We start from the raw sequence: 25480 nt of genomic DNA, 5'->3' as shown, positions 1-25480 counted from the left end.
CACAGGCGATTAGAAGCCAGACGCCAGGATCAGTCATCGTTGTTCTTTCGGTTATGACGTACGAAAAATAGTATGGCGCTAACTAAGGCGATCACTGCGGTCGCGAGTAAAGTCCAGAGTGGATCTTGAAAAACCATGCGATACTGCCCTCGATTTACAGAAATGCTTTACCGATTGTGGTGACTGCTGAGATTCCAAGCGCGTAGCTAGCGCCAGCGGCAGTACGGGGTCCAGCGATATCGGATGTTAGTTGTACGGCCACACCCGAGAGGCATCCCCCAGCCAAAGCCACGCCGATACCGGCCGGTCCGGCAGCTGCACCTGCCAAGCCGACTTTCAGCAGTCCTCCCTGGAGGGCGCCACTTGCGCACTGCAAGGCGTAGGTTCCGACAGAACTGTACCTACCCGTGGGGTCTGAGTTGTTGATGGGATCGCCTGCAGCAAATCCGTATCGGTTGGCGTTGCCGGGGTCCAGGGGTGCGTCAAGGGTGTCTTGCTGCGTCCAAGCGCCTGTAACGACGTCGTACCAACGGAGACCGAACTTTACGAGCCCGGTGCCGCGGTCGTAAATGCCGGCCTTGAACGCATACGGGTTCTGCGCGACCCCGGTGTCGAGTTGGCGGCGCTTAGGGTGCGGAGCCCGTACGGGTTGCACGTTGCCGGGACCGGGGTTCGACGAGTTGACGGCGAAGAGGCCGACGGGGTTGCCGAGGCCGTCCCAACATACATCAGCACATCCGTCGACGTCGTCAACAGGGACGCCTGCCCGGTGACGGGGTCACTGAAATCTGAATGCTCCCTGCGAAAATGAACTACACCTCTAGCAAATAGGCCACAAGAGTTGCGATATTGACAGAAATCAGGGCAACCACAAATACCACAGTGAACGCCCGCCATTGTTGAGTAACGCCTTTTTTGCTTCGTTGCCTAAGTCTGAAGATTAGCAGAGTCACTACAAAAAGTAGCGAAGAAATAACCGGAATTAAAATGATCACAATGTACCCTAACAGCCACCGAAGAAGTATGCTCCGCCGGCGAGGGCTGCAACAAAACCGGCGGTTGCGGCAGTAAGAATTCCCCCAGCACTATTTGCCTGCCCAACAACTGGGATAGCGTTGGCAGGCGCGGTGAGGGCCGTGTAAAGAACAGCGGTCGCTGATACGCCGGTTGCAATGACCGTGGCACCTCCCGTCAGATTGCAATATGTGCTCGCAAGTCCCGTTGGATCCGAAACATTGATTGGATCCCCCGCTGCATAGCTGTATCGGTTGGCGTTACTCGGATCCAGGGGTGCGTCGAGGGTGTCTTGTTGGGTCCAGGCACCGGTTGTGACGTCGTACCAGCGGAGGCCGAACTTGACCAGGCCGGTGCCGCGGTCGTAAATGCCGGCCTTGAACGCATACGGGTTCTGTGCAACCCCGGTGTCCGTGTTCGCGGCGCTCAGGGCGCGGAGCCCGTACGGGTCATACGTTGCCGGGACCGGGTTCGACGCACCGTCGGTGAGGAGACCTGTGGGGTTGCCGAGGCCGTCCCAGAGGTACATCGACACCACATCCGTCGACGTCGTCAACAGGGATGCTTGCCCGGTGACGGGGTCGCTGAACACGTGGGAGGAGTTGTTCCCACCGGTGTAGGTGACGATCTGCGGGTTCCCGTTGCTGTCGGCTTTGCCGTAGACGGTGCGGTAGTCGGTCCCGGTGGACACGCTCTGTGACAGGACGGCTTTCTGGTCGGCGCCGGCGTAGGTGTAGTCGGTGGTGACGCCGCCGCGGATGGCCTTGGTCATCTGCTGCGCCGGGTTGTAGGTGAACGCCGTCGTCGGGTTCTTCGTGAGGTTCCCGGCGCCGTCGTAGGTGTACCCGGTCGTGGTGATCTGGTTCGCCGCGTTGTACGTCAGCGTCTGCGACGACGGATTCGCACCCGTCACGACCGCAGTCAGGCGGTTCCCTCGCATGTCGTAGGTGTACTTGTACGTGTTGTTCGAAGCCGTCGCGCCGGTCTGGGCGACCTGGGTGACCCGGCCCTGGCCGTCGTAGGTGTAGGTCGTGACCTGCCCGGTGCGGTTGTCTTTCGACCACTGCAGCTTGGACCGGTCATTCGCAGGTGCGGTGCCGCAGGTGGGTGCTGCGGTGCCGGCGTTGTAGCAGTAGGTGACGTCGTAGACGACCTGGTTGCTGGTGTTGCCGGTCCCGGTCCATGCCTTGAGCCCTGCGACGCGGCCGGAGGTGTCGTAGGTGGTGTTCTGTCGTGCGGACCAGGTGGTGTGTTCGTTGTTGGAGTTCAGCCACGTGTTGATGCGGCGGCCGTTCTCGTCTGTCTCGTAGACGACTCGTCCGGTTCCGGTGCCCTTGGGGTAGGTGCTGGTGAGGAGGACGTTCGAGGAGTCGTAGGAGTTGGCGTAGGTGCCGCCGACGTCGGTCGAGGAGATCTGATTCGAGGCCTTGTCGTACGCGTACGAGATCGTCCCTCCCCCGGCGGTGTTGGCCGTTGTGAGCTGGCGGCCTTGCTGGTCGTAGGTGTTGGTGATCGTTCCGGTCGGGCTCACGCTGCGTGTCAGGCGGCCTGCGGCGTCGTAGGTGTTCGTGACGGTGATGCCGCCGGTGATGGCGGTCACGAGCAGCCGGTCGGCACGGTCGTAGGTGTAGGTCGTGGTGTTCCCGCGGCCGTCGGTCTCGGTCTTGACCCGCCCGTATCCGTCGTAGGTGTAGTCCTTCACCCCAAGGCTGGTCCCGGTGACGGGGGTGATCTTTATCAGCTGCTTGTCGTCGTTGTATGCGTACTGGGTTCGGTTCGCACCGTTCCCGGGTGCGGTCGCGGTCTTGACCGTGCCGTTGTCGTTGTAGTCCAGCTCCGTCGGGATCCCGGCAATACCTGTCACCTGGACCGGGTACCACTTGTTCGCCGCCGTCACCGACGCCGGAGCATTACCCGCACGCGTCTCCGTGTCGAACAACCGGCCCAGCGCCGATACGAACAACCCACCAGGGCCCGTCGCCGCATCATCCGCACGCGCAGGAGCCGGACCTGCGATGACCCCGAAGGCGACCGCGAGAGCAAGAAGCAGAGCCACAACTCCGAAAGACGTCAGGCGCGGCAGAACAAGAGAACGAGACGACAGAGTCGAAGACCCCAATAACCAGGGACCCCCATGATCCCCACCCCCACAACCTATGAGAAACCTTCGAGTCCACTGCGCACTTAGCCCGCCGCTGGTCCCATCCGCTGATTGGGACCGAACCGACCATTACGGTCCGTGGCCAGGGAATCCTCTGCCTAGAACAGGTCGAGATTCTGAACTAGTCGCCCCGAACTGGGGGCAGCACACCGCGCCCCTTCTGAGGCGATGTCGCAAGCCGAACGCCCCGGGCTGCTTCCCCCGTGAGCACTCATGAACAGACCAGACGCCTGCACCGGGGGCGAAGGCCGTGCCACCCCGCTCACCGCGCACGCGACCGGAGCGGCGGGCGCCCGGTCGGACCCTGGTGCGCCTCCTGCAGGTCCGACCCGCCGCCCCTCAGGAGGAGCGCGGCCGTGAGCCCGCCACCCCGGGCGTCGGCCAGGCCGATCGACCCGCCGTCGTGCTCGACGAGCTCGCGGGCGATCGCGAGCCCGAGACCCGAGCCGCCCGGTGCCGTGCTCCAGAAGCGGTCGAACGCCCGGGCGCGGTCGTCCGCCGTCATGCCGCCGCCCTGGTCGCTCACCTCGACCACGACCCCGTCCGACGTCGGCGCCGCCCGGAGCGTCACCGTCGCACCCGCCGGACTCGCCCGCACCGCGTTGTCGATCAGGTTGTCGAGCGCCTGCTCGAGATGCCCCGGGGTCGCCAGCACCGGCAGCTCACCGCCCGGCAGATCGACGACGATGGCCACCCCGACGTCCTCCGCCGCCGACGACCAGATGTCCGCCCGCTCGTCGAGGACGCCGCGGATGTCGACCCGCACCGGCGTGGCCGTCGACGCCTGACTCCGCGCCAGCTCGAGCAGGTCGGAGACGAGACGGCTGAGACGACCCGACTCGCTGAGGGCGCGATCGACGGCCGCCTTGTCGCCCGGGTCGTCGAGACGGTCGTGGAGGTTCTCGAGACCCAGGCGCAGAGCGGTGAGCGGCGTCCGCAGCTGATGCGACGCGTCGGCGGTGAAGGCGCGCTGCGCGGTGAGCAGCACCTCGATGCGCCGCGTGCCGTCGTTCAACGTGCTCGCCAGACGCCGCACCTCGGAGGTGCTCATCTCGTCGAGATCCACCCGGGCGCTCACGTCGCCGCGCGAGATGCGATCGGCCATGGCGTCGAGCAGCCTGAGCGGCCGCAGCAGCGACGTCGCGACGACGGCGCTCGCGATCACCGACAGGACGAGCACGATCACGCCGGCCCCGAGGCGGAAGAGCCACACGCCCTGCACCTGCGCGTCGACGGGCGCGGACGGCACGGTCACCCGCACGGCGCCGTCCACCCATCCGTCGTCGGTCACCGCGGGGACGGTCACCTGCAGACCGCGCTCGCCGAGCACGGAGTCGTCGAGCGTCCGCACGCGCTCCTCGCCCGACAGGGCCGCGTCGAAATCGTCGTCGTCGACCCCCACGACCTCGCGACCGAGGGCGGGTCGCCGATCGACGCCGATCAGCTCGACGCGACCGTCGGTCTGATCCTCCATCTCGTCGCGCAGCCGGACGAGTGCGAGTCGGGCACCGCGGGCCGTCGCGTCGTCCGCCTCCGTCGCCGTCGAGAGGAGCACCGCGATCGTGCGCGCCTCCCTCAGGGCCACCTCGCGCTGACCGTCGCGAAGCAGGTCGTTCAGCTGGATGCCGACCGGCACCGTGAACGTGACGAGCGCGAGGCCGACGATCACCAGGTACGAGGCGATGAGCCTACGACGCATCGGCGTGCTCCACCCGGAACCCCACCCCGCGCACGGTCGTGATCGCGACCGCCGCGCCGAGCTTCTGCCGCAGCGCCGACACGTGGACGTCGAGCGTGCGGGTGGACCCGAACCAGTGGGTGTCCCAGACCTCGTCGATCAGCGCCTCCCGGGTGACGACCGATCCGACCCGGCGGGCCAGGGCGACGAGCAGATCGAACTCCTTCGGGGCGAGTGCGATCTCGGCGTCGCCCTGCGTGACGCGGCGGGCCGCGACGTCGATGGTGACCGTGCCGAGCCGGACGGGAGGAGGCGCGAGCTCCGTTCCCTCGCCCGTCGCGTCGGTGGCGTGCCGGCGGGTCACCGCGCGGATCCGCGCGACGATCTCGCGGACCCCGAACGGCTTCGCGACGTAGTCGTCGGCCCCGACCTCGAGCCCCGCGACCGTGTCGACCTCGTCGCCGCGGGCGGTGACGACGATGATCGGCACGTTCGACCGGGCGCGCAGACGGCGGCACACGTCGAGGCCGTCCATGTCGGGCAGACCGAGGTCGAGGAGGACCACGCCGGGCGCCTCGGCGGCCAGCGCCTCCCGCCCGGTCGTCACCCAGTCGACCTCGTAGCCATAGCGCGCGAGACCCTCGCACAGGGACCCGGCGATCGCGGGATCGTCTTCGACGAGGAGAACGTGCACACCGGATCGTCTCAGTCGCGGCTGGACAGAAAACGAACGGACGCCGGAGGTGCGCCGAGGGTCGACACGATCGCCTACTGCTTCACCGGCTCCTTCGAGGAGTGGTGCTCGACGATCTTCCACTCGCCGTCGGTCTCGGCGTACACGAACGTGAACCGCGCGGGTACGACGTCGCCGCTCGCTCCCATCGTGAACGTGTAGAGACCGGAGTGCGAGACGTACCCGTCGCCCAGGTCGCGGACGACGCCCTCGGTGATCACACCCGACGGCTCGTCGAGCAGGAAGCCCTCGAAGTACTCGAGCCGCTCCTCCTCGGTGTCGTGGATGCCGGGCGAGACGGTCGGCAGCAGGACCGCGTCGTCGGCGTAGTGCTCGGCGACCTGCTCGGGGTCGCCCGTGGCGAGCGAGGCGTTCCAGTCGTCGAACAGGGCCTGCACCTCGGCGTCGCTCGGAGCGGCAGCCGGCAAGGGCGCGTCGGAGGCGGTGTCGGCCGTCGCGGCCGTGCAGCCCGTGATGCCGAGCAGGGCCACGGCGGAGAGGGCGACGGCGGGGACGGTGAAGCGGCTACGGCGGGTCATGTGCGGATTCCTTCGCGTGAGGGCCGGGGGTCCGGCCGGTGATCTGCTGTGGGATCAGCCTCGCGAGACACGCGTCAGCAGCCCGTCAGGAGAACGTCAACGCCCGGTCAGCATCGTGTCGGACGACCGGGGGCGCGCCCGTAGTCGTCTCGCTCGAGCCCCCCTTCATCACGGAAAGGTAACGAAGGAGATCGGTTCCAATCGTTTCTCGGGAGGGTGGCGAATCCTTTTCATCCCCACCGGGAATCACAGAAAAGGACCTGATCATGAATGCTTTCTCCCGTAAGAAGATCACCAAGGTCGGACTCGGCCTCGTCGCTTCCGGCGCCCTCGTGTTCTCGCTCGCCGCGTGCTCGATGGACTCCAACAGCGGCTCCACCGAGTCGACCAGCTCGGCATCGGCATCGGCCGAGCCCAGCGCCGAGGCCACCCCGGTCGCCTCGCTCCCCGACCTCAGCAACGGCGTCGACACCCAGGTCACCGTCGACCAGTCCTTCGTCGACGCGCTGACCTCGCTGGGTCTGACCCCGGCCCCGGTCGGCACCGGAACCTTCGACGGCGCCACGGGCACCTTCGCGTTCCCGATCACCGGCGGCAACGTCGACTACTACGACCCCTCCTCCGACGTGCGCCCCTACGTCCAGGGCGAGCTCGACCACGACGGCTCGGGCCTGTCGCTGACCGCCGGTGACACCACCGTCGAGCTCACCGACTTCCGCATCGACCCGGGCGAGTCGAAGCTCTACGGCACCGTGTCCGCCAACGGCGAGGTCGTCGTCGAAGACGCCTACCTGTTCAACCTCTGGGGCGGCACCCTGAAGCCCCTCCAGATGGAGGGCACCAACGCCGTCCTCGAGGGCACGACCGTGCACATCAGCCCCGACGCCGCCGCGCTGCTGAACGAGACCTTCAGCACCGACGCCGTCCAGGACGAGATGCTCGTCGGCGTCGCGAAGATCACCGTCGCCACGGAATAACACCCTCTGGTGAATCCGTGACGACAGCCGGCTCCGCCCACCCGGGCGGGGCCGGTGTTCCCGGTGGGCCCCCTCTCGCACCTCGTGCGGGAGGGGGCTTCTCCTCTGCGCCCGCCGCACCCCGGGCGCACGAGTAGCCACCGGGCTCGGCTCCTGCCTACTATTGTCAAGACATGTCGGAGGGGCGAGGTGGCGAGTGACTGATACGCAGCTCCCAGCCGACCTCTTCGCAGATCTCGACCGGCACGGGCCCGTCCCGCTCTGGTATCAGATCTCCACGCGTCTCGAAGCCTCCATCTTGAGCGGCCGACTCCCCGCGGGGGCCCGACTCGAGAACGAGGTCGGTCTCGGCGAGAGACTCGGACTCTCTCGACCGACCATCCGTCGGGCCATCCAGGAGCTCGTCGACAAGGGCCTCGTCGTCCGTCGACGAGGCATCGGCACACAGGTGGTGCACGGCCCTGTCACGCGCAACGTCGAACTGACGAGCCTGTTCGAGGATCTCACCGAGAGCGGCCAGGCCCCCACGACACGCCTTCTCGCGCACGCCGTCGTCCCCGCCGATGAGAAGACCGCCCTCGCGCTCGGCATAGGAGTTGGAGACCAGGTGAGCAATGTGAGGCGTCTCCGTCTGGCCGATGGTGTGCCCGTCGCGATCCTGGAGAACTTCCTCCCACTCGATCTCGCTCAGTTCTCCGACGACGACCTCAGCACCCGGGGCCTGTACCAGCTGCTGCGAGCACACGGCGTCACCATGCGGGTCGCCAAGCAGCAGATCGGCGCTCGCGCCGCCCACTTCGACGAGGCGCACCTGCTCGAGATCGAGCCCCGGGGCGCCGTGCTGACGATGACCCGCACCGCGTACGACGCCTCCGGTCGCGCCGTGGAGGTCGGGCACCACTGCTACCGACCCGACCTCTACTCGTTCTCGATCACCCTCGTCGACAAGTGACCCTCCTCGACAGGTGACGCTCGTCGACGAGTGACGCTCGTCGACAAGACGATCCGTCAGCCGAGGGTCGGCGCCGCGGCGGGCACTCTCAACTCGCCGTTCAGGTACTGAGCGACCCCGAACCCGAACGACCAGTCTTGCGGGCCGTTCTCGACGTAGCCGATGAAGACGTCCTCCCCCGCGACGCCGACCGCGTCGAGGCCCGCGGCGATGCGGGCATAGAGGGCCTGCTTCGTCTCGTCGCTCCGCCCCCGTTGCGTGAAGATCTGGATCATCACGACGCCGCCGGTCCGTTCGAAGCCCAGCCCGGCGTCTTCGGCGATGATGCGCCCTGCGGGTAGCTCGTTGACGAGTTGGAAGCGGTCACGGACGGGGATGCCGTAGACATCGACGATCGCCTGGTGGATCGCGTCGGCGATCGAGGTGATCTGTTCGGGTGTCCGGCCGGTCATCAGGTCGATGCGAACGAGGGGCATGGTGGTCGTCCTAACGTGGGGGCTAATGTCATTACATTCTAACAAAGCGCGACGGCTCGCACCAGCCCGGACAGCAGGAGGCGCGGTGCCCTGATGCGGACACCGCGCCTCCTGCGCGTCTTCACCGTCGGATCACACGGCGGGCACGAGCACGTCGCGGACGAGGGCGTCGAGCTGGGCGTCCGCCTCGAGGAACTGCCGCAGCGTCCTGACGACGGCACCGAACCGCTCGAACTCGTCGACCGTCATGCCGTCGACGTCGTAGGCACGGTGCCACTCCTCGGGCAGCTTCGTGGCCAGCGAGTCGAGGATGCGCGGGTCGACGGGGACGTCGATCCGGTCTTCCACAGGCAGCTCGGCCGCGTTCATGTCGACCTGCCACGCGAACGGGGGCGAGACGACGAGGTCTCCGCCGACGAGCTCGGACCACTGCAGGTGATTGCGGAACGCCGCCGACAGGATGCGCGAACGGAAGCCCCGGGCGACGAACTCGTGGTGCGCCTTCTTCAGGGCGGCGACGCCGGCCCATTCGAGGTGCCCCGGGTCGATCATGATGTGGTCGCGTTTCACGACGGCCTTCAGCCAGTCGTCGAGGCGCCCGCCCATGATCGTGACGACCGATCCGAACTCGTGGTTCTCGATCCCCTCGGCCGTGCGGCGATCGAGACCCCGTTCGATGGCGGTCCCCACCGCGACGGCCTGGGCGACGGTGAATGAGACCGTCGCGTTGATGCTGACACCCCGATAGGTCGCCTCCTCGATGGCCTCGATCCCGACCCGCGTGGCGGGGATCTTCACGATGATGTTCTTCCCCAACGACGAGAAGTGCACGGCCTGCTCGACGAGCGCGTCGGCGTCTCGGTGGAGGCGCGGATCGGTCTGCATCGACAGCCGACCGTTGCGACCACCCGAGGCCTCGAACTCGCCCTCGAGCAGTGCCGCCGCCTCGATGCTGAGCCGCTCGACGGCGAGCCAGCCGATCTCGGACTCGCCGGCGGTGGGGTGCTCCTCGGCGATCTGGCGGAGGCGGGGGACCCAGGTGCCCAGGTCGTTCTTGATGGCCGTGTAGGCGATGACCGGATTGCAGGTCGCACCGACCGCACCGAATCCGATGGAGGCGGCCAGCTCGGCGGGATCGGCCGAGTCGTTCCACAGGCTGGTGGGGGTGTCCTGCGCCGCTCTGAGCAGAGGGGGGCGGTCGTCGAGGGGTGTGACTGCGGCTTCGGTGACGGTCGTCATCGGTCTCCTCCCGGAGGGGTCGTCTGTTTGCTGGGCTGAGCGCGGTCAGGCGCGGGACGCGGCGATGATCCGGTTCCGGATCTGCTCTCGTTGGTAGCGGCTGACGGCGTCGACGTCTTCGTCCTCGGCGAAGACGCTGGAGACGGCGATCGTGTCGGAGCGGTCGAAGAAGCCGAGCTGCCCGAGACCGTCGAAGAAGGAGTCCCAGTCGACGTCTCCGTCGCCGATCTTCAGGTGCTGGTGCACCCGGGCCGAGGTGCCGGGCGGGTTCGTGATGTAGCGCAGACCGTGCGACCGGCGGTGGTCGAAGGTGTCGGCGATGTGGACCAACCCGAGTGTCCGCCCCGCGGCGGCCATGATCTCCGCCATGTCGCCGCCGTAGTGGAACGTGTGGCAGGCGACGTAGGCCAGACCCACGTTCGAGGAGTTGAGCCCTCGGATCACGCGCAGAGCCTCGAGTCCGTCTTCGACGAAGTCGTCGGGGTGCGGATCGATGTAGACCTGGATGCCCTCCCGCTCGATGATCGGCAGGCTCCTCCATCGACCAGTAGAACTGGCGCTCCGACTCCTCCTGCAGCTCGGGGCGCCCGCTGAACTCGGTGTTGATCACGCCGACGCCGAGGCGGGCGGTGATCTCGATGACGCGTTTCCACTGCTTGACGGCGGCCCGACGGGACTCCTCGTCGGGGCCTGACCAGCGGAGAACCGGCAGCACCGATGCGATCTCGACCCGCGCCTCCCGGCAGGCGGCGGCGAAGGCGTCGACGAGGTCGTCGTCGGCCTTCGGGTGACGGAAGAACGGGATGAAGTCCTGGTGGGGCGTGAGCTGGAGGTGGTCGTAACCCAGCTCGGCCACCTTCGCCGGGATCTCGAGCAGGGAGTGGCTGTGGTGCAACGGCGTGGGGTCGAGTGCGATCTTGACCACGGACTAGGCCTCGATGGCGGCGTCGGCACCGGCGGGCAGGTCGTAGAACGTCGGTCTCTCGATCGCGTAGTCGACCTCGACCCGGCGCCCCGTCCGCTGGGCCTCGACGCCCGCGGTCGCGACGACGCTGGCCAGGTAGCCGTCCCAGGCGCTCGGCCCGTCGATGGTCCCCCGGCGGGCGGCGTCGACCCAGCGCTGCACCTGCGTGTCGTAGGCGGCGCCGAAGCGCTCCTTGAACGTCGGCGAGACCGGCGCGCCGACGCGACCGGCGCTGGTCAGCTGGAGGCCCGTCTCGCGACCGATCGAGGCCACACCGCTCTCGAAGACGGCGTCGGTGGTCACCTGGTAGCCGAACTGGATGTTGACGTTGATCTCGACGACGGCCAGCGTGCCCGACACCGTCTCGAGGAGGACGAACTGCGGGTCGCGGAGACCGTCGGGGGCCAGGGAGTTGCGGCGCGGCTTCTTGACCTCGACGGCGACGATCGGCTCGCCGGCGATGAAGGGCACGGCGTCGATCTCGTGGATGACGGAGTCGAGGATCAGCATCTCTTCCGAGTAGCTGGGCGGGGTCGTCGCGTTCCGGTGGGCGCAGTGCAGCGCGACCAGGGCGCCGTGCTCGCCCGAGGCGACGAGCGCCCGGAGGTCTTGGTAGCCCTGGTCGAAGCGGCGCATGAATCCGACCTGGATATGCGGTCGGTCGAGCTTCTGCTCGGCCTCGAGGACGCGCAGGGAGGCGGCCTCGTCGGTGGTGAGCGGCTTCTCGCACAGGATCGCGAGACCACGCTCGAGGGCGGGCATCAGCACGGCCTCGTGAAGGAAGCCCGGGGTCGCGATGATGACGGCGTCGATCTCTGTCGCGCCGAGCGCCTCCTCGAAGTCGGCCGCGGTGATGGCACCCGGCGCCTGGGCGGCGGCTGCGGTCGCTCGCGCGGTGTCGGGGTCGACGACGGCGACGACCGTGGCGCCGCTGATGGTCGAGGCGATCCGGGCGACGTGGTCGGCGCCCATCATGCCGGCGCCGACGACGGCGACACGGAGATCGTGGGTGATGGGGGTCATGGCTGGTTCTCCTTCGAACAGGGGTGTCGTCAGACGAGGCGGGCGCGGGGCGAGCAGCTCAAGATGTGCTCGCGGGTGCGGGTGGCGATGCCGAGGGGCAGGTCGATCGACGCGACCGGGAACATGTCCTGCTCGACGATGGCGAAGATGTCGGCATCGATGCGGCTGACCGCCTCGAGCACGGGCGCCAGCTCGGGTACGCCCTTCGGGGGCTCGACCATCACGCCCATCGCGACCGCGTCGCCGAAGGGCACGTCGTTCTTCAGCACGGTGAAGCGGAGGTCGCTGTCGACCTGCTTGAGGTGCAGGTAGCCGATGCGGTCGGGGTGGGCCTCGATGAGGCGCACGTTGTCGCCGCCGTAGTAGGCGAAGTGGCCGGTGTCGAGGCAGAGGTTCGTGAAGCGCGCGTCGGTCTCGGCGAGGAACCGCTCGGTCTCCTGATACGTGCCGACGTGGCTGTCGGCGTGGGTGTGGAACTGCTGCTTCACCCCGAACTCCTCGAGCAGCGCCTTGCCGAGCTTGTCGTGGCCGGCGCCGAGCTTCGCCCATTGGTCGTCGGTGAGTGTGCGAGCCTCGAGGACCTCCGTGGTCGAGTCGCTGCGCCAGAGGTCGGGGATGACGACCAGGTGCTCGGCGCCGAGCTGCGAGGCGAGCCCCGCGATGGCGAGCGCTTGGTCCCACGCGCGCTGCCACTGGTCGTCGCCCTTGTGGAACCCGGTGAAGACGGTCCCGGCCGAAAGCAGCAGGTCGCGCTTGCCGAGTTCGTCCTCGAGCTGGTGAGGGTCGGTGGGCAGGTAGCCATAGGGGCCGAGCTCGATCCACCGGTAGCCGGCCTGCTGCACCTCGTCGAGGAACCTCGGCCACGGGATCTGGCTGGGGTGTTCGGGGAACCAGACGCCCCACGAGTCGGGGGCGGTGCCGATGCGGAGTCCGGGCGCGTCCGAGGCGGTCGAGGCGACGGACGGCGTGGCGTCGGGATCGGTGACGGTGTCGGTCATGGCGGCGGTGCCTTTCGAGAGGATGTCGTCGAGTTCGAGGTGGAGGTGCGGGTCAGCCCAGCAGGGGGCGCTGACCGGCCTGGTGGTCGCGGTAGTCCACGAGGGCGGCACGGGTGCTGTCGAGGGTCGAAACCTGCGCGACCGGGACGTCCCACCAGCCTTCGCCGTCGGGGGCGTAGACCAGCGGATCGCTGTTGATGTGGATGAGCGTGCTCGTCGACGATGCCTTGGCCGTGGCGAGAGCGGCGGAGAGGTCGGCGACGGCGTTCTCGGTCGGCTGCACCTCGATCACGTCGACACCGTAGCTGCGGGCGTTCATGGCCAGATCGACCGGGAGCACCTCGGTGCCCTGGAAGTCGAGCGACTCGGGGTCGAGTCGGCGGTACAGGGTGCCGAAGCGCTCGGCGCCGACGCTCTCGGAGAGATGCCCGATGGAGGCGTAGCCGTGGTTCTGGATGAGGACGACGATGATCTTGATGCCCTCCGCCACGGCCGTCACGAGCTCGGTGTGCAGCATCAGGTACGAGCCGTCTCCGACCATGACGATGACGTCGCGATCGGGAGCGCCCCGCTTCACGCCGAGTCCACCGGCGATCTCGTAGCCCATGCACGAGAACGCGTACTCGACGTGGTAGCCGAGCGGGTCGCGGACCCGCCACAGCTTGTGCAGGTCGCCGGGCAGCGACCCGGCCGCCTGGACGACGACGTCGCGGGGGTCGCTGGCGGCCTGGACGGCGCCGATGATCTCGGGCTGACCGGGCAGGGCGAGCCCCGACGGGAGGAACGCCTCGTCGACGAGGGCATCCCATGCCGTCTTCTCCGACGCCACGCGGGCTGCGTGCTTGGCGGGCACCGCGTGCCCGGCGAGGGCCTCGAGGAGTGCGTCGAGGGCCTCGCGCGCGTCGGCTACGACGGGTAGCTGCGAGCCGTGCTTGTAGGCGTCGAACGAGGCGATGTTGATGTTCACGAATCGGACGTCGGCGTGTTGGAAGGCGGTTCGGGAGGCGGTGGTGAAGTCGCTGTACCGGGTGCCGATGCCGATGACGAGGTCGGCGTCGGCCGCGATGCGATTAGCGGCCGTGGTGCCGGTGGCCCCGATGCCGCCGAGGTACTGCGGATGATCCCAGGCGAGGGAGCCGCCACCGGCCTGCGTGGTGCCCACGGGGATGCCCGTGGCGCGGGCGAACTCGTCGAGACGCTGTTCCGCCCCTGAGTAGAGGACTCCCCCGCCGGCGACGATCACCGGCCGCTCCGCCGAACGGATCGCCGCGATCGCCCGCTCGAGCGGCCCGCGTTCGGGGACGGGCCGCCGGATGTGCCACTCGCGCGGCTGCAGGAACTCCTCGGGCACGTCGACCCACTCGGCCTGCACGTCTTCGGGCAGGGCGATCGTGACGGCTCCGGTCTCGGCCGGGTCGGTGAGCACGCGCAGGGCGGCGAGAGCGATCGAGAACAGCTGCTCGGGTCGATCGACCCGGTCGAAGAACCGCGACAGCGGCCGGAACGCGTCGGTCACCTGCAAAGAGGTGTCGTGCGGCAGCTCGATCTGCTGCAGCACGGGGTCGCTGACCCGGGTCGCGAAGGTGTCGCTCGGCAGCAGGAGCGCAGGGAGGCGGTTGGTCGTCGCCAGTGCGGCGGCCGTGAGCATGTTGGCCGCGCCAGGACCGACGGAGGCGGTGCTCGCGTAGGTGGCGCGCCGCCGGTGCATCCGGGCGTACCCGACGGCCTCGTGGACCATCGCCTGCTCGTTGCGCGCCTGCAGGTAGGGCATGAGGCCGGGCCGGTCGACGTGGTACTGCTTCAGGGCCTGGCCGACGCCGGCGACGTTGCCGTGGCCGAAGATGCCGAACATGCCGGGGATCGTGCGCTCGCGCACGTCTCCGTCGATCGTCCACTGGTTCGCGAGGAACTCGACCAGAGCCTGGCCGACGGTGAGTCGTCTCGTCGTCATCGACGTGGTCCTTTCGGTGCTGCTGCGGGGAGGTAGGGCAGTCGGGGGTCAGGAGCCTGGGACTCCCACTGCGTGCGGACCCAGCCGTGCGCCGGGTCGTCGGTGATGAGCCAGGCACGCTCGGGATCCGGGCCTGCCATGACGTTCAGGTAGTAGAGGTCGTAGCCCGGAGCCGCGACGGCCGGGCCGTGATAGCCGAAGGGGACCAGGGCGACGTCGCCCGTGCGGACGAACTGGTTCACGTCGATCCGCCCCGCCGGTGAGCTGTAGGTGGCGAACAGGCCGAAGGGGTCGGCCTGCTCGGGGGCGACGAGACCGCGGCTGACGGCCGACTCGAAGTAGTAGATCTCCTCGAGTCGGGACTCGACGCCGGGGATGGACTCGTCGTGCTTGTGGGCGGGGTACGACGACCAGTTCTCGGCCGGGGTCACGACCTCGCAGACGATGAGCTTCTGCGCGTGGAGGCCCGCCGGCGTGCCGAAGTTGTGCACCTGGCGGGTGGAGCGGCCCGACCCTCGGATCTCGACCGGGATGTCGGCGGCTCGCAGCACCTGCACGTCGAGCACCTGGTCGGCGGGGGCCTCGGCGACCGCGACCCGGCCTTCGCCGGTGAGGCGCGCCTCCGTGTCGATGCCGAGGTAGACGACGTCGGCGGGGCCTTCGAAGACGGAGGAGCGACCCGCCAGCTCGACGGTGCCCGAGCCGCCGCGGGCATCGCTCCACTCGACCACGACGTCGCCGCACAGCGGCACGATCATCCGCTCGACGCCGACCGCGGGCAGCCGCGCCCCGGTGCCGGCCAGCTCGCCGACCCTCAGCCCGGTGTGCTGCCAGCCGTCGACCTCGCCATCGACCACCGTCTGCCAGTCGTGGCGGGCGAGGTCGCCGCGGGGGAAGAACCAGCGTGTGTCGTCGTCCATGTCGTCCACCTCATCATCGAGTGCCGCGACACCGTGGTCGCGAGCCTGCAGCCTGGGGAGAGATCCTCCGTCGGGTCAGTTCTGGGGGAATCCCAGGTCCACCCCGCCGTGGCTCGGGTCGAGCCACCGCGATGTGATCGCCTTCTCGCGTGTGAAGAACTCGAACCCCTGCATGCCGTACGCCTTGTCGGACCCGAAGATGGAGTCTTTGAAGCCGCCGAACGAGTAGTAGGCGACGGGCACGGGGATGGGCACGTTGATACCGATCATGCCGACCTCGATCTCGGCCTGGAATCGCCGCGCCGCGCCTCCGTCGTTGGTGAAGATGGCGGTGCCGTTGCCGTACGCGCCGGCGTTGATCAGGGCGACCCCCTCTTCGTAGGAGGCGACCCTCACGATCGAGAGGACCGGTCCGAAGATCTCCTCCGTGTAGACCCGGCTCGTCAGCGGCACCCGGTCGATCAGCGTCGGGCCGAGCCAGAAGCCATCGGCCTCGCCGTCGACCTCGATGCCGCGGCCGTCGACGACGACGTCGGCACCGTCTTCGAGGGCGATGTCGATGTAGCCGGCGACCTTGTCGCGGTGCTGCTCGGTGACGAGCGGGCCCATGTCGCAGCTGCGACGCCCGTCGCCGACGGTGAGGCCCGACATGCGCGACGTGATCTTCTCGATCAGCTCGTCCGCCACGGGCTCGACCGCGACGACGACGCTGATCGCCATGCAGCGCTCACCCGCCGAACCGAACCCCGCGTTGATCGCGCTGTCGGCCACGAGGTCGAGATCGGCGTCGGGCAGCACGAGCATGTGGTTCTTCGCACCGCCGAGAGCCTGGACGCGCTTGCCGTGCTTCGCGGCGGTCTCGTAGATGTACTGCGCGATCGGCGTCGACCCGACGAACGAGATGCTCTTCACCTCGGGGTGCTCGAGCAGACCGTCGACGGCCTCCTTGTCGCCGTGGAGGACGTTGAACACACCCTCGGGCAGGCCGGCCTCGGCGAAGAGGCGGGCGAGGAACATCGCACTCGACGGGTCTTTCTCGGACGGCTTCAACACGACGGTGTTGCCGACCGCGATGGCGATCGGGAAGAACCACATCGGCACCATCGCCGGGAAGTTGAACGGGCTGATGATCCCGACGACGCCGAGCGGAGCCTTCGTCGAGTACACGTCGACACCGGTCGAGACCTGCTGGGAGAACTCGCCCTTGATCAGGTGCGGGAACCCGGTCGCGAGTTCGACCACCTCGAGGCCACGGGTGATCTCGCCGAGAGCGTCGGAGAGGACCTTGCCGTGCTCGCTCGTGAGGATCTCGGCGAGTTCGCCCTTCCGCTCGTGGAGCAGCTCGCGGAATCGGAACATGATCTGCTGCCGCTTCGTGATCGAGAGGTCGCGCCAGGCGGGGAAGGCCTTGGCGGCGGAGGCGACGGCGGCGTCGATCTCGGACCGGTCGGCGAGCGACACGTTCTTCGTGACGCGGCCGAGAGCCGGGTCGTAGACGGGCGCGGTGCGTCCGCCGGCGCCGGGTGCTTCGGCGTTGTCGATCCAGTGCGCGACGAGAGGGAGGTCCGTGGGCGTGGAGGTCATCGTTCTGTCGATCCGTTCGTGTGGGCGGGCGTGTGGACCAGGCCTGCTGCGAGGTCCACGGCGGCGGCGACGTCGTCGTCGCCCGGGTAGAGGAGGGTTCGTCCGACGACGAGACCTCGGACGCCGGGGAGGGCGAGCGCCTCGGCCCAGCGACGGTAGGTGTCGGCCGGGTCTCCGCCGGGGTCTCCGCCGAGGAGCAGCGTGGGGAGGGTCGTGGCAGCCATGACGCGCTCCATGTCTTCGACCACGGGGAGCTTCAGCCAGCTGTAGGCGGACGACTCTCCGAGCCCTGAGGCGATCGCCACCGACTTGATGACGGCGTCGGCGGTGAGGTCGTTCTTCACCCGCCCGTCGACCCAGCTGCTCATGAACGGTTCGAGCATGATCGGCAGGCGCAGCCTTGCCGACTCGGTCACCGCGCGCGCCGTCGCGTCGAGGGTCGCTGCGGTGCCGGCGTCGTCGAGGTTGATGCGGACGAGCAGCTTGGCGAAGTCCAGGTTCGACTCCGTGATGGACGAGGCCGAGTAGGCGGTGAATCTGTCGTCCATCTCGAACGAGGCGCCCTGGAGTCCGCCGCGGTTCATGCTGCCGACGACGACCTTGCCGTCGAGTGCTCCGAGCAGCGCCAGGTCTTCGAGGATGTCGGGGGTGCCGAGCACCCCGTCGACGCCGGGTCGGTCGAGGGCGACGACCAGTCGCCGGAGTAGGTCGTAACGATCGGCCATGGCGGTGGCGTCGTCTCGCACTCCGAGGGCGCCCCGGGCGGGGTGATCGGCGGCGATGATGAACAGGCGCCCGTCGGCCGCCAGCGGTGCGGGCCGCGTTCTCGATGCGAGGAGCTCGGCGATCCGGTGCGGGGCGGCGGCGCGGATGCTCCGGAGTCGCTCGAAGTCGACGGTGGGTGCGATGGGATCAGACATGGTGCGCCTCCTGGAGGACTGCCTCCACCTCGTCGGTGGTCGGCATGGCGGTGGAGCACTCGAAGCGCGTGGCCACGATGCCCCCGGCGGCGTTGGCGAACCTCAGGGTGCGTTCGAGCGACCAGCCGGAGAGTAGACCGTGGCAGAGCGCCCCTCCGAAGCCGTCGCCGGACCCGAGGCCGTTGATGACCTGGACGCGATGCGCGGGCACCTCGATGCGTTCGTCTCGCGTCTTGGCGAGGACGCCCTTCGGCCCCTGCTTGACGATGGCGATCTCGACGCCTCGATCGAGGAGGGCGTCCGCAGCGCGTTCGGGTTCGGTCTCGCCGACCGCGATCTCGCACTCCTCGCGATTGCCGACGGCGACGGTCACGTGCTCGAGCGCCCGACCCACCTCGCGGGTCGCCACCTCGGGGCTGCTCCAGAACATGGGCCGGTAGTCGAGGTCGAGGATGGTCAGCGGGCGGCGGTCACGGGTCTGCCACGCGACATGGTGCGCCTGCCTGCTCGGCTCTTCGCTGAGACCCGTCACGGTGGCCCAGAAGACGCTCGCCTGCTCGATCGCCGCGTGGTCGAGACCGCCGGCCGTGATCATCAGGTCGGGGGCTTTGGGCTGCCGATAGAAGTACAGCGGGAAGTCGTCGGGCGGGAAGATCTCGCAGAAGGTCACGGGTGTGTTCAGGCCGTCGACCGTCGAGATGAGCCGGGTCGAGACGCCGAGTCGTTCGAGCTCACGGACGACGTAGCGACCGAAGGGGTCGTCGCCGGTGCGGGTGAGGACGGCGGAGCGACGCCCATGACGAGCGGCGGCAATGGCGACGTTGGTGGCGCTGCCGCCGACGGACTTGCTGAACGTCTCGACCTCTTCGAGCGGGACCCCGGACTGCTGAGGGTAGATGTCGACGCCGACACGACCCATCGTGAGGACATCGAGAGAGCTGCTGTCGGTCACTTCCTGCCTTCTTTCACGATGTAGATGGCCCCGGTGCTGAAGTCCTCCTCGAGCTGCTCGAGCGAGCGGCCGTTGGTCTCGGGGACGCGTGTCGCGGCGAAGACGAAGGAGGCGGTGTTCAGCACCGCGAAGATGAAGAACGTCGTCGAGATGCCGATGCCGGCGACCAGGATCGGGAAGAGCAGGCTGACGGCGAAGTTCGTGAGCCACAGGATCAGCACGGTGAGGCCCATCCCGACTCCGCGGAGCTTCAGGGGGAAGATCTCGCTGAGCATGAGCCACACGAGCGGCCCGATGGTGCCCTGCATGGTGCCGACGAAGCAGATGACGAAGATCAGGACGACGATCGCACGGCCGAGGCCCTCGGGGATCAGGAGGGACGACAGGCCGATGAGCAGGTGGAAGATCGCGACGCCGGCGAAGCCGAACATGAGCATGTTGCGTCGGCCGACCCTGTTGATGACTCGGAGGGCGACGAGCATGGCGACGACCGCGATCACACCGGCGCCGACGTTGGCGATCAGGGCGCCGCTCTGCGAGAAGCCCGACTGCTGCAGCACCTGAGTGCCGTAGTACATGATCGAGTTGATGCCGGTGAGCTGCTGGGTGACGGCGAGGCCGATCCCGATGAGCAGGATCTTGCGGAGCCATGGCTCGGCGACGAGATCGGCGAGGCGGGCGCTCTTCGCCTCCTTCTCCTCTTCAGCGAGTTCGCGGACCTCGGCCATCTCGGCCACGGCGCGGTCGTCGGCGCGGATCTGCTTGAGGACTGCGAGGGCGTCGTCGTCGCGGCCCTTCGCGATGAGCCAGCGCGGGCTCTCGGGCACACGGAACATGCCGATGAAGAGTGCGATGGCGGGGAGCACGGCGACGGAGAGCATGTATCGCCAGACGTCGTCGTGCTCACCCCAGATGCTGCCGATGACGGCGTTGATCGTGAACGCGGCGAGCTGGCCCGAGACGATCATGAGCTCGTTGCGACTGACGAGACCGCCGCGCTGCTCCGTCGGGGCGAGCTCGGCGAGGAAGACGGGGACCGTGACGGAGGCGCCGCCGACCGCGATCCCGAGGAAGAACCGAGCCCCGGTGAGGAACTCCCAGGTGGGGGCGAGGACGCACGCGAGAGCGGCGAAGAAGAACAGGATCGCCAGGGTGTTGATGGTGGGCTTCCGGCCGAAGGCGTCCGAGATGCGTCCGATGAAGAACGCGCCGACGGCGGCTCCGATGAGGATCGCCGACACCATGACGCCTTCACTGGCGGGCGTGAGCCCGAGGCTCTCCTCCATGGAGTCGAGGGCGCCGTTGATGACACCGGTGTCGTAGCCGAAGAGCAGCCCGCCGAACGTCGCGATGACCGCGACGGTGCCGAGTCGTCTGGTGTGAGGCCCTGAGACCAGGGCGGGAAGCGCTCTTCGGGGAGAGCCTCCGGATGCGTTCGTGACCACGATTCCTCCATTGGTTGTGGTGACTGCTCCCCGCTCTGCCGCGGGGTGCCACCCTGATGCCGGCGACAGGATCAGGCTAATCATGTTCTCATGTCCTGTCAATCAGTCAAATGATCTGATCATGGACGACGACGAGTTGCTGAGCTCGAGGCCGTCTTCGCCTCGCGCCCACGGTAGTGCACTACGGTGCACTCTATGGTGAACGGAATGGGCGACCTCGCGGCACTGATCGGCGGACGCGTCCGGGCGTCGCGCCAGGCGAACGGGTGGACGCTCGACCAGATGGCGGAGCGATCCGGGGTCAGCCGGCGGATGGTCGTCAAGGTCGAGAAGGGCGACACGAACCCGAGCGTGACGACGCTGCTGCTGCTGAGCGACGCGCTCGGGATCGGACTGCCCACCCTGGTCGCCGAGCGGGAGGGCGTGCCCGCGGCCCTCACCCGCGACGGCGAGGGGACGACCCTCTGGCGCAGCCCCGGAGGCGGATCGGGGGTGCTGCTGGCAAGGACGCCGTCGCCGGACGTCCTCGAGCTCTGGCAGTGGAGCCTCGAGCCGGGCGACGAGCACGACAGCCTCTCCCACGCACCGGGCACGAGGGAGATCCTGCACGTGACCGCCGGCACGGTGACCCTGAGGACGGGCCCCGCCAGCACCACGCTCGGCACCCGCGACACCTGCGCCTTCGACGGCGACCAGCCCCACTCGTACGCGAACACGACCACCGAGCGGGCCGCGTTCACCCTCGCCGTCTTCGAACCGGACGTCGGCACCGCGCCCCTCCGTGACATCGCTCCGCACCCGATCGACGAAGGGACCGACTCATGAACGAGACCACGAAGGGCTGGCTGCTCCTCGCGGCGGCGATCCTGTCCGAGGTGACCGCGTCGCTGTCGCTCAAAGCCGCCCTCGAGCAGCCCGCCTTCTACGCCGTGGTCGCCGTGGGCTACCTCGCCGCCTTCATCCTCCTGGCCCTGGTGCTCCGCACCGGGATGGCCCTCGGGGTCGCCTACGGCATCTGGGGTGCCAGCGGCGTCGCCCTGACGGCGGTCGCATCGAGTCTGTTCTTCGGCGAGCCGATCACGTTCCTGATGGGCATCGGCATCGTCGTCGTCATCGTCGGCGTCCTCTGCGTCGAGCTCGGCGCCCAGGCTGCGACGAAGCCGGAGACCGACTGATGGCCTACCTGTTCCTCCTCCTCGCCATCGCCTTCGAGGTCGCCGGGACGACGTCCCTCCGCCTCGCCATCGACGACAGGCGCTGGTACGGCGGCGTCGCCGCCGGCTACGTCGTCGCCTTCTCCATGCTCGCCCTCGCCCTCGCCGGCGGCATCCCCCTCGGAGTCGCCTACGGCATCTGGGCCGCGGCAGGGGTCGCCGTCACCGCGATCATCTCGAGGTTCCTGTTCGAGGAGCCGCTGACCCGGCTGATGAGCCTCGGCATCGTCATCATCGTCGGCGGCGTGCTCCTCATCGAACTCGGCGCCAGCCACTGATCGTGCGTTCTGCACCGGGGATGCTCGGGCGGCGCTGGTATCTTCGAATGATCGATGCACCCCGGGGGACGACCTCCGCGGGTCGGCAGCTCTCGGGGACGACCTCGCGGAGGTGACCATGCCCCACACGACTCGTCCACACCCCTCGAGAGAGGCCCCGGCGACGCCCCTCGGCGTGGTCCTCGCCCCCTCGACCCTCGTGCCGCTGGTCGCCGTGTGGCTCGTCGTCGCCGCCTCCGTCGTCATCGGACCGGGTCTGCTCCACGACCCCATCGCTCCCCCGGTGGCCGCGGTGTCGTTCGTCGTGATCCTCGCAGCGATCGTGGTCGCGGCGTTCCGCGTCATCCACGAGGCCGAGCACCTGGCGAGAGCCCTCGGAGAGCCCTTCGGCACCCTGATCCTGACCCTGTCGATCGTGATCATCGAGGTCATCCTGATCGCCTCCGTCATGCTCGGGCCGGGTGAGTCGACGACCATCGCCCGCGACTCCCTCTTCGCCGTGATGATGATCATCATCAACGGCGTACTGGGTGCCGCTCTTCTGGTCGGCGGACTGCGGCACGGCCCCCAGCGCTACAACCGGGAGGGCACGTCGCAGTACCTCGGCATGATCGTCGTCTTCACGCTGCTGGCGCTCGTCCTGCCGAATGCGACCACCTCGGCCGCCGCCGGATCGTTCTCTGACGTGCAGGCGCTCGGCGTCGCCGTCCTGGCGGCCGCCGCCTACGCGACCTTCCTCGGCCTGCAGACCACGAAGAACCGCGAGCTGTTCACGCAGCCCTCCTCCACAGCGGCGACGATGTCCAAGACGACGGCGGGCGCGACGGAGACCGGGCCGACCGCCCTCCTGAGCAGGCGCCTCGTCATCACCCACTCGGCTCTGCTCGTCGTCACCGTCCTCCCCATTGTGCTGCTCTCGCACGATCTGGCCACTCTGCTCGACGTCGGGATCGCCCTCCTCGGCGCCCCCGCGACCTTGAGCGGCGTCCTGATCGCCCTCATCGTCTTCACCCCGGAGGCCGTGACGGCGATCCGCGCCTCCCTGGGGAACGAGACCCAGCGGACCATCAACCTGGGGCTCGGCGCCTTCGTCTCCACCGTCGGCCTGACCCTCCCCGCGGTGCTCGTCATCGGCCTGATCACCGGCGAGACGGTCGTGCTCGGCGAGTCGGCCGCGAACACGGTCCTCATCGCGGCGACGCTCGCGCTGAGCATCGTCACCTTCACGTCGAAGCGCACCAACGCGCTGCACGGCGTCGCCCATCTCGTCCTGTTCGGAGTGTTCGCCCTGCTGATCTTCTCCCCGTGACCCGAACGGGTCGTTCCCCAACTGGGGGTGCCCTGCCGACTCCTCCGGCGGCTTAAAATACCGTGGGGGTCCGAGGCCGTGCGAGGCCGCCGAGACGACCCGCCGAGGTCGAGTCCTCCGGTCGCCCGACTACGAACGAACAGAGATCCTCCTTGCTCGACTCCATCACTCTGCGGATCGCGTTCGGCGTCATCACCCTCACCCTGTTCCTGCTCTTCGCGTTCGTCACCTACCGCAGCACGAGATCCGCCTTCAGCTTCTGGTGGTGCGCGGCGCTCGTCCTCTTCATGGCCGGGTCCTTCGCGTATCTGCGAGACGGCACGGCCGATCAGGTGTGGGGCAACCCCCTCGGCAACGGCGTCGTGGTCGCCGGCGCCGCATCGGTCTGGATGGGCAGCAGATCCCTGCGGGTCCGCCCGACGCCGTGGTGGCTCGTCGTCGCACCGGCGGCGTTCGTCACGGTCGTGTCGGCCTTCGACTCGCCGGCGACGAACGACTGGTCGGGCGGACCCCTCTATCTGGCCCTGATGGGCACTCTCATCAGTCTCTCCACCCGCGAGATCGTGCTGCTCGACGCCCAGCTGTCGCGGACCCGCTGGCCGCTCATCCTGGCCTCGGGGGCCCTCGGTCTCTACTACCTCATCCGCTTCGGGGCGTTCCTGACGGCCGGCCCGCGCAGCGACCTCTTCGTCACGTTCTTCGGAACCCCCTCGACGACGCTGATCACCCTCGTGCTCCTCGTCGTCGTGTCGTTCAGCATGGCGTCGCTCAGCGGCGAGCAGATCACCAAGGTGCTCGCCGCCCGCGCGGCCCGCTCGCGTCAGGAGCTGCTCGACGGCGGCGGGGTGCAGCGCAGGCTGCTGCCGCAGTCGACCCCCGATCTGCCGGGCTACGACGTCGCCGGCACCTGCATCCCGAGCGGTGCGGTCAGCGGTGACTTCTTCGACTGGCAGCGGACCCCGGACGGCCTCGTGGTCACCCTCGCCGACGTCATGGGCAAGGGGGTCGGTGCGGCGATGATCGCGGCGACCGTCCGGGCGTCGCTCCGCGCCGCGACCCCGTCTCACGAGCCCGGTCAGACGATGTCCATCGTCGATCGCGCGGTCGAGACGGATCTCGAGGCCGTCGACGCCTTCGTCACGCTGCTGCACCTGCAGCTCGACGCCGAGAGCGGCGTGGTGACGGCGGTCGACGCGGGTCACGGTCTGGGCGTCATCTGCCGAGCCGACGGCACCCGCGAGGTGATCGCCTCCGAGAACCTCCCGATGGGGGTCTACGGCACGCAGACCTGGGTGACGACCACGACGCGTCTCGATCCCGGCGACCTGCTGCTGATCTGCAGCGACGGGGTCCTCGACCTCTTCGACGACGACGTGTCGGCGCTCAGCAGGGCCGCCGACGTCGCGACCGCCGCCGAGCCCACCGCGTCGGGCGCGGTGACGAGCATCACCCGTCTGGCCGCCGAGGGCGACTACCCCGACGACGTGACCGTGGTGGCGATCCGCCGCGATCTCGTCAGCGCCTCGACCACCTCGCCCATCACCTGACCCGGCGACACCTCGCCGGTGGCGGGCGAGTCGAAGGCCGACCCGAGGGCGATGTCGATCAGGAGGCGCGCGAGGGTGTCGGAGGTCAGTCCCGTGACCTGCACCGTGCCTCCGGCGAAGACCTGATCGATCAGCCCGCGCAGCTTCTCGAGCACGGCCCGTCGCTGCTCGACGAAGACCGCCATGACCTGCTCGTCGGCGAGGGCCTGCGAACGGAACTCGGACATGAGCGCGAAATCCTCGGCCGTGCCGGGGCCGTACGGCTCGAACGCCCGGCGAATCGCGTCGGGCAGCGAGGTCAGCTCGGTGCCGGGCAGCATCATGTCGTCGAGGGCCTTCAGCGCCCCGTCGGTCTCGCGGCGCAGCAGCTCGACCACGAGATCGGCCTTCGACGCGAAGTTCGAGTAGACGGCGCCCTTGCTGAAGCCGGCCTCGCGGGCCACCTCGTCGAGCGTGGTCGTGTGGACCCCGCCGGTCGAGAACAGCCGGGCCGCGGCCACCAGCAGCCGTTCTCGCACCTCCGCCTTGCGGGGCCGAGAACCGGGGGCGTCGGCGGTGCTCACCATGACTTCGACCCTAGGGGACTCTCCGTCGCCGCCGCTGCGA

At 68.5% G+C, this 25480-nt stretch carries 23 protein-coding genes and 1 pseudogene; 7 read left to right on the top strand and 17 right to left on the bottom strand.

Translation table 11 applies throughout. The annotated features are described in order from the left end of the window. Nucleotides 1-154: 154 nt before the first annotated feature. The 5 genes from ACZZY9_RS12060 to ACZZY9_RS12040 all read right to left on the bottom strand — a co-directional run bounded on the left by ACZZY9_RS12060 (nt 155) and on the right by ACZZY9_RS12040 (nt 6125). On the bottom strand, nt 155-655 hold the full coding sequence (locus ACZZY9_RS12060) for an RHS repeat-associated core domain-containing protein (RefSeq protein WP_463464244.1): 501 nt from the start codon (nt 653-655) through the stop codon (nt 155-157). 348 nt (nt 656-1003) lie between these two features. Then, nucleotides 1004-3070, bottom strand: a complete 2067-nt coding sequence (locus ACZZY9_RS12055) for an RHS repeat domain-containing protein (protein WP_463464243.1) — start codon at nt 3068-3070, stop codon at nt 1004-1006. Nucleotides 3071-3437: 367 nt separating this feature from the next. Beyond that, nucleotides 3438-4874 (bottom strand): sensor histidine kinase, encoded by a 1437-nt coding sequence (locus tag ACZZY9_RS12050; RefSeq protein WP_463464242.1) that lies wholly within the window; start codon nt 4872-4874, stop codon nt 3438-3440. Then, on the bottom strand, nt 4864-5547 hold the full coding sequence (locus tag ACZZY9_RS12045; protein WP_463464241.1) for a response regulator transcription factor: 684 nt from the start codon (nt 5545-5547) through the stop codon (nt 4864-4866). Before ACZZY9_RS12045 ends, ACZZY9_RS12050 begins: the two co-directional genes overlap by 11 nt. Nucleotides 5548-5621: 74 nt before the next feature. Continuing rightward, on the bottom strand, nt 5622-6125 hold the full coding sequence (locus ACZZY9_RS12040; RefSeq protein ID WP_463464240.1) for an SgcJ/EcaC family oxidoreductase: 504 nt from the start codon (nt 6123-6125) through the stop codon (nt 5622-5624). A gap of 266 nt (nt 6126-6391) precedes the next feature. Here ACZZY9_RS12040 and ACZZY9_RS12035 point away from each other — a divergent pair, with 266 nt between their 5' ends. Beyond that, the gene (locus ACZZY9_RS12035) at nt 6392-7102 is read left to right on the top strand and encodes a hypothetical protein (RefSeq protein WP_463463372.1); all 711 of its coding nucleotides are present in this window, start codon (nt 6392-6394) and stop codon (nt 7100-7102) included. 196 nt (nt 7103-7298) lie between these two features. Continuing rightward, complete coding sequence (locus ACZZY9_RS12030) at nt 7299-8054, top strand: GntR family transcriptional regulator (protein WP_320478227.1); 756 nt, start codon at nt 7299-7301, stop codon at nt 8052-8054. 56 nt (nt 8055-8110) lie between these two features. On the opposite strand, the gene ACZZY9_RS12025 is transcribed toward ACZZY9_RS12030, so the two are convergent. From ACZZY9_RS12025 to ACZZY9_RS11975, 11 genes and pseudogenes are all read right to left on the bottom strand, one after another. Continuing rightward, nucleotides 8111-8530, bottom strand: a complete 420-nt coding sequence (locus ACZZY9_RS12025; RefSeq protein ID WP_463464239.1) for a tautomerase family protein — start codon at nt 8528-8530, stop codon at nt 8111-8113. A gap of 132 nt (nt 8531-8662) precedes the next feature. After that, complete coding sequence (locus ACZZY9_RS12020; RefSeq protein ID WP_463464238.1) at nt 8663-9769, bottom strand: transaldolase family protein; 1107 nt, start codon at nt 9767-9769, stop codon at nt 8663-8665. A gap of 45 nt (nt 9770-9814) precedes the next feature. After that, nucleotides 9815-10694: pseudogene (locus ACZZY9_RS12015) on the bottom strand (sugar phosphate isomerase/epimerase family protein). 3 nt (nt 10695-10697) lie between these two features. Continuing rightward, a complete protein-coding gene (locus ACZZY9_RS12010) occupies nt 10698-11747 on the bottom strand; it encodes a Gfo/Idh/MocA family protein (protein ID WP_463464676.1) in 1050 nt (349 codons plus the stop codon). A gap of 38 nt (nt 11748-11785) precedes the next feature. Then, nucleotides 11786-12754: a sugar phosphate isomerase/epimerase family protein gene (locus tag ACZZY9_RS12005; RefSeq protein ID WP_463464237.1), complete on the bottom strand. Its 969-nt coding sequence runs from the start codon at nt 12752-12754 to the stop codon at nt 11786-11788. 52 nt (nt 12755-12806) lie between these two features. Beyond that, nucleotides 12807-14705, bottom strand: a complete 1899-nt coding sequence (iolD, locus tag ACZZY9_RS12000; protein ID WP_463464236.1) for a 3D-(3,5/4)-trihydroxycyclohexane-1,2-dione acylhydrolase (decyclizing) — start codon at nt 14703-14705, stop codon at nt 12807-12809. Further along, a complete protein-coding gene (iolB, locus tag ACZZY9_RS11995) occupies nt 14702-15625 on the bottom strand; it encodes a 5-deoxy-glucuronate isomerase (protein WP_463464235.1) in 924 nt (307 codons plus the stop codon). Before iolB ends, iolD begins: the two co-directional genes overlap by 4 nt. Before the next feature lie 75 nt (nt 15626-15700). Beyond that, on the bottom strand, nt 15701-17209 hold the full coding sequence (locus ACZZY9_RS11990) for a CoA-acylating methylmalonate-semialdehyde dehydrogenase (RefSeq protein WP_463464234.1): 1509 nt from the start codon (nt 17207-17209) through the stop codon (nt 15701-15703). After that, the gene (locus tag ACZZY9_RS11985) at nt 17206-18129 is read right to left on the bottom strand and encodes a class I fructose-bisphosphate aldolase (RefSeq protein ID WP_320478235.1); all 924 of its coding nucleotides are present in this window, start codon (nt 18127-18129) and stop codon (nt 17206-17208) included. The genes ACZZY9_RS11990 and ACZZY9_RS11985 overlap by 4 nt, the downstream gene beginning before the upstream one ends. Then, nucleotides 18122-19081, bottom strand: a complete 960-nt coding sequence (gene iolC / locus ACZZY9_RS11980; protein WP_463464233.1) for a 5-dehydro-2-deoxygluconokinase — start codon at nt 19079-19081, stop codon at nt 18122-18124. Before iolC ends, ACZZY9_RS11985 begins: the two co-directional genes overlap by 8 nt. Beyond that, nucleotides 19078-20526, bottom strand: a complete 1449-nt coding sequence (locus tag ACZZY9_RS11975) for a sugar porter family MFS transporter (RefSeq protein ID WP_320479669.1) — start codon at nt 20524-20526, stop codon at nt 19078-19080. The genes iolC and ACZZY9_RS11975 overlap by 4 nt, the downstream gene beginning before the upstream one ends. Nucleotides 20527-20721: 195 nt before the next feature. Here ACZZY9_RS11975 and ACZZY9_RS11970 point away from each other — a divergent pair, with 195 nt between their 5' ends. The 5 genes from ACZZY9_RS11970 (at nt 20722) to ACZZY9_RS11950 (ending at nt 24874) form a co-directional block, all read left to right on the top strand. Further along, nucleotides 20722-21351 (top strand): helix-turn-helix domain-containing protein, encoded by a 630-nt coding sequence (locus ACZZY9_RS11970; protein WP_463464232.1) that lies wholly within the window; start codon nt 20722-20724, stop codon nt 21349-21351. Continuing rightward, a complete protein-coding gene (locus ACZZY9_RS11965) occupies nt 21348-21701 on the top strand; it encodes a DMT family transporter (protein WP_463464231.1) in 354 nt (117 codons plus the stop codon). Before ACZZY9_RS11970 ends, ACZZY9_RS11965 begins: the two co-directional genes overlap by 4 nt. Beyond that, complete coding sequence (locus ACZZY9_RS11960; protein WP_463464230.1) at nt 21701-22018, top strand: DMT family transporter; 318 nt, start codon at nt 21701-21703, stop codon at nt 22016-22018. Before ACZZY9_RS11965 ends, ACZZY9_RS11960 begins: the two co-directional genes overlap by 1 nt. A 175-nt stretch (nt 22019-22193) precedes the next feature. Next, nucleotides 22194-23327, top strand: coding sequence for a calcium:cation antiporter (locus ACZZY9_RS11955; protein WP_463464229.1), 1134 nt, complete (start codon nt 22194-22196; stop codon nt 23325-23327). 152 nt (nt 23328-23479) lie between these two features. Further along, a complete protein-coding gene (locus ACZZY9_RS11950; RefSeq protein WP_463464228.1) occupies nt 23480-24874 on the top strand; it encodes a PP2C family protein-serine/threonine phosphatase in 1395 nt (464 codons plus the stop codon). On the opposite strand, the gene ACZZY9_RS11945 is transcribed toward ACZZY9_RS11950, so the two are convergent. Beyond that, nucleotides 24799-25440 (bottom strand): TetR/AcrR family transcriptional regulator, encoded by a 642-nt coding sequence (locus ACZZY9_RS11945; RefSeq protein ID WP_463464227.1) that lies wholly within the window; start codon nt 25438-25440, stop codon nt 24799-24801. The genes ACZZY9_RS11950 and ACZZY9_RS11945 overlap by 76 nt on opposite strands. Nucleotides 25441-25480: the final 40 nt, after the last annotated feature.

The sequence above is a fragment of the Frigoribacterium sp. AC394 genome, from assembly GCF_979258095.1.
This window is presented reverse-complemented; position numbering and strand designations above follow the sequence as displayed.